This window comes from Hydrocoleum sp. CS-953 (assembly GCF_002260545.1).
Lineage (GTDB): Bacteria > Cyanobacteriota > Cyanobacteriia > Cyanobacteriales > Microcoleaceae > Trichodesmium.
Window position 1 is genome coordinate 1 of record NZ_LGSU01000856.1, and the last position, 5,068, is coordinate 5,068.

Below are 5,068 nucleotides of genomic sequence, written 5' to 3' on the forward strand. Positions count from 1 at the left end.
AATTTTAGCCCTAAGTTCCTGAGAAATTTCCTCTAGTTTACTTGCCACTTCCTGAGCAGAAGCAGCTTCACCTTTTCCACTACTTTTATAAAATATTGCCGAAAAATATTTTTCTTTATATTATGTTTGAGTGTTTTTTTCTCAGTCCTAATATCTTGTTTCAGTATTTATAGATAAATTAAATTTAGTATTACAAGTAAAATATTATGGTAATATGGCACTCGCAAAAGTGGTGCATAGTAGAATTTGTATTTTTCCAAATATTTTTAACCAACACCATTTAAGCGAGTTTTACCAAACAATCAAATTTTCGCAATTTTTTCCTCAATAAAGTACAGTTTATAGAGAGCTATCTGTGAACTTTCCGCTTAGTTTTATTATGCCAATAAGCAGTCATAATTTTAGGATTTGGCAACCCATTAACACAGACAACTCGCAATCCCCGCAGTACATCTATAAACCTGCTATAAGGAGTTCTGCGTAAATTTTTATCCGTCAAAGTATAAGTCACAGCTCCATAACTAAATTGTCTACTTCCATAAACTATAGCAACTTTAATCATGGATAAACTAATAGCACGTTGTTGTTGTCGCCGTTCTAAATGATTAGTATCTTTAGGATTATGTACTGCGGAAATAGAACCTAATTTTTCAATGTTTAGGTCATTTTGAAGCACTAGACTGAGTTGGTGGTTCATATTCATTATCCTTGTTCAGTAAATTTACTAAGAAAATCACAAGCAAAAATTTAACCATAATTGAATCTAATTTGAGTCCAGAAATAGACTAATTTTTCTGCAAAAAAACAATAGATGGAACAGCTTATTAAAATCTCTGGGGGCAGAGATAACTGTTCCTGATAATGTTCTAAATAAATTTTCAGAAGGGTGAAAAATAAATCCCGATAAAACCCACAGACAGAATAAATAGACTTTTTTATCCTTGAATGGGCAAAAGGATTAATTTTATTTTCTTCAGAAATACTTAGACTATTAAATCCAGCTTAACAAAGATGGCAAAAGCATACAAAAGTGCTAAATCATGCTACATCCTGTCGTGGCCTATTTTTGGCCACTCATTGTTGCAACTTGTGCCAATATTTCATAACTTCATCTGGTTCAAACCAAGTGACGTTAGCTTCTTGGGGAGTAGTAACTATGACTAAAGCGTTGTTGAGTTTGAGGCCATATTGACGATTAATTGCCCCAAAATAAGCTGCCAGTTGTAACGGTTCGTCAGCAAGAGGTTTGATTTGATTAGCAGATTTATAGCGGTTTTCACTTCATGACTACAAAACTTCTTCCTTCTCTCCTAGATAACTAAAGCCTTCTTCCTTTTAACCCAAATCTCTGTACTCTAAAAAACATGNGTTGTAACGGTTCGTCAGCAAGAGGTTTGATTTGATTAGCAGATTTATAGCGGTTTTCACTTCATGACTACAAAACTTCTTCCTTCTCTCCTAGATAACTAAAGCCTTCTTCCTTTTAACCCAAATCTCTGTACTCTAAAAAACATGAAAACTGCTATAAATTCTATGACGCACGGGATATTGTAGAAACTGGCAACAAAGTCCACCCTGCCGGAGTAACCTTCATAATAATGGACAATGTGGCCTTCTACAAGTTTAATTTCGTGAATGTTTTCTAAGAAAGGTAAAATTTTATCCCAATATGTTTCGATAGTGGGGGCTTTGATTATCAAGATGTGGTTCATTAACCTGAAAAGCGCTGTAAGATTTCATAGACTCAAAACTTTGATTCCACACTAATTTCAGGAAATTATTTCACATCTAAAGTTTGAGACTATTTATGACATCTTTAAAGTGAATTGGTATAACTTCGCGCCTTCTGACTTCAGCTATAATACCATGTCCGATTGAACGCTTATAATTTAAGATAGTAGGGGAGTAGGGGAGTAGAGGAGTAGGGGAAAAATTAAAATATATCCTCTCGATCGCCAAATATTTTATTTATACCTAATCATCCGGACATGATATAACTCCTACAACCCATCACCAATTAAAATAAACGGTGCCCAATAATAAGGATGTCTAAAATTGTTCGCGTCTATTTCACCGTTAACATTTCCAGTTATTAAAGCTAACTGTGCTTTTCGTAACGCTTTTGCTTTGGTAATATTCCCTTTTTTTAATGCTTGATAAAAATTAATCATTAGTAGTTGGGTTCCGCGATCGTCAACTTGCCATAAAGTAGCTATAGATGCTTTTACCCCTGCTCGTTGCATCTGATAACCCAACCCTAAAATTTCTGAACCATCGTTCAAAATACTTCCTACTCCAGTTCGACAAGCACTCAAAACTGCTAAGTTAATATTTGGTAATGATAAATTGGTAATTTCCCCGAGAGTTAAACGACTCCCATCACCAAATAAAATAAATGAATCTTCTGGGTGTCCACTCACAAAATCTGCATGGGTGGCAAAATGGAGAATATTGTATTTATCAACCCGTGAAATAATTTCATCCCAACTAAATGCTTGATTGAACAATTTCATAGTATTAGGAATGATTTTGGCTAAAGTTTCTATCTCTTGTCCAGCAAATTGTAATCCTGATAATTGAAATTCTCTTGAACCAACCATAAACTGATAGTTTCCTTCACTAAAAGCTGCTGCTAATACTCGAAGTTTATCTAAAGGTTTACTGTTGAAATTAGTTAGACTTGCAGCAGTAATATTATTGATATTAAATTTTTCTATCAGCCATTTTTCTCCATCGTATAAAGCTGCTAAAGGAATATAGCGTAATAACCCATCAGGAGCATAAATAATAGTTTTTGTTTGTGCTGATAATAGTTCTATTTCCCATGGTTTGATTAACCATTCATATAATAGTTTACCTGTTTTGCGTGCTGCCAAATCGCTAATTCTTCTTCTTGGAGATGTTAGAGCTGCCCTAAAGTCAAAAATTGCATTTTTTAATTCTATTTTACTAATCGGAACTGACCGATGAATTGGTAAACCATTGCTTTTGATTAATATCATTTCTATCCGATCTTCTAAAATTAAGGGATAAAGCAGAACAGCATTTTGCTTGATTTTGAGAATATTTTGTAATTTACTTAGATTAGTAATATCTATACTTTCTCCCCTTGTTTTTTCCTGAAGCTGTTGTAATATTTTGATTATCTCTTCATTAGCAATAAAGTTGTTGAATTTTGCTTGAATTTGCTGCTTTTGTGCTTCTAATTTAGTAATCTTTTGTTCTTGAGCAATAGACCTATCGACTGGTAAAATATTTTCTAACTTTGTCAGTTCTTGATTTACCTTGTCTGCTTGATTTTGAATAGCATTATATTTATCTAAAATTTCTTTTTCTTGGGGTAATAATTCAATTCCTAAAGCAGTTTGTTTATTACCTTCTACATTTTTGAGATAATTATCTAATTCTTGAACTTTCAGTAAATCTAATACTTGTTGGGCTTCTATCACTCGATTTTGCTGTAATAATAATTCAGCTAAACGGCGGTAAGTATCGGCGATTTTTTCTGCATAAGACTGTTTTTGTTCTAAGGAAAGCACTTGTAAATCTTGACGAATTGCTTCTGTGAGATTTACAGAACGTTTATAGAAAATAATTGCTAATTCTGGTTGTTTTTGGGCAACTAATAAATCTCCTATATTGCTTAAAGTTATTCTTTCACTGCCGCGATCGCCGATGTTTATTTGAATAGTTAAAGCTTGACGATAATGGTCTTCTGCTTGAGTATATTTTTGGAGATTTTTATAAACTGTTCCTAAACTATCTAGAGTTCTGCCTATTTCTGTTTTATTCCCTATTTCCTGAAAAATTGTTAATGCTTGCTGTAAATATTCTAGTGCTGTTTGATGTTGACTTTTTTGGTCATAAACTAAGCCGATATTATTCAGACTATTTCCTATTCCTGGTTTGTAATCTATTTGCTGTCTAACTGTTAAAGCTTTTTGATAATATGTTAATGCTTGGTCATATTTTTTTTGTAGTTTATAAGTCAGACCTATATTATTTAAGGTATCTGCTTCACCTTTTTTATTTCCATTTTGTCGGTGAATTGCTAAAGCTTGTTGATACCACTCCAACGATTTTTCATATTGACCTAACTCCTGATAAATCAAACCAATATTGTTAATAACTGCTGCTTCACCTTGCAAATTTTTTAATTCTTTAAATGTCTGTAAAGCTTCCTGATAATATTCTAATGCTTGGGAATATTTGGCTTGATTTTTATAAATTGCTGCTATATTATTCTGAGTTCTCCCAACTCTAACTAAATCTCCTAATTCCTGACGAATTTCTAAAGCTTGCTGCAAGTAATCTAAAGCTTGATTATAGTTTCCCTGGTAAAAATAAACTGCTCCAATACTATTGAAGCTACTACCAATGCCTTTTTTGTCATTAATTTGGCGACGAAATTTTACTGCTTGCTGATAATATTCTAATGCTTGAGGATAGTTAGCAAGTTTGTTATAAACTGCTCCAATACTATGAAGTGTTTTACCAATTTTTAGGGAGAGANTAATCTAAAGCTTGATTATAGTTTCCCTGGTAAAAATAAACTGCTCCAATACTATTGAAGCTACTACCAATGCCTTTTTTGTCATTAATTTGGCGACGAAATTTTACTGCTTGCTGATAATATTCTAATGCTTGAGGATAGTTAGCAAGTTTGTTATAAACTGCTCCAATACTATGAAGTGTTTTACCAATTTTTAGGGAGAGAGATTGATTAGCATTTTCTGAGACTCTATATATTAATTGGTAGATTTTTAATGCTTGTTGATATTTTTCTAAAGCTTTCTGATATTGACTATCTTTGTATAGTCTATCGCCCTGTTTGTAGAGTTGTTCTGCTTGAGTTTCTTGGGGAATTTCAGAGATGAGTTGCTGTTGAGGTTGGTAAGCATTTAGTATTTGAGGAAATGCTGTTTCATAGCAGAGGTAAAAGGTTAAAGTTAGGCAACAGATTAGAAATAATTTTATGAGTCTTTTTATTACTCTCCTTTTTTGACTAAGTTTAGACATTTTTAAGGAATAGGGAATAGGGAATATTTATTAATTGATAATGGATAAT

General features: G+C 32.8%; 2 protein-coding genes and 1 pseudogene. All 3 read right to left on the bottom strand.

Annotated features, from left to right (window positions below; genetic code table 11):
* Positions 1–349 precede the first annotated feature (349 nt).
* Positions 350–697 (bottom strand): DUF4258 domain-containing protein, encoded by a 348-nt coding sequence (locus AFK68_RS11120; protein ID WP_246844119.1) that lies wholly within the window; start codon positions 695–697, stop codon positions 350–352.
* A gap of 1,303 nt (positions 698–2,000) precedes the next feature.
* The gene (locus AFK68_RS44810; RefSeq protein WP_371357325.1) at positions 2,001–4,499 is read right to left on the bottom strand and encodes a tetratricopeptide repeat protein; all 2,499 of its coding nucleotides are present in this window, start codon (positions 4,497–4,499) and stop codon (positions 2,001–2,003) included.
* Positions 4,500–4,513: 14 nt separating this feature from the next.
* Positions 4,514–5,019 (bottom strand): annotated as a pseudogene (locus AFK68_RS44815) (tetratricopeptide repeat protein); the annotation flags it as partial.
* Positions 5,020–5,068: the final 49 nt, after the last annotated feature.

Bases quoted from the DNA above. Each gene is read 5' to 3' on its own strand.
- AFK68_RS11120 (WP_246844119.1), bottom strand. From the start codon at position 697: ATGAACCACCAACTCAGTCTAGTGCTTCAAAATGACCTAAACATTGAA.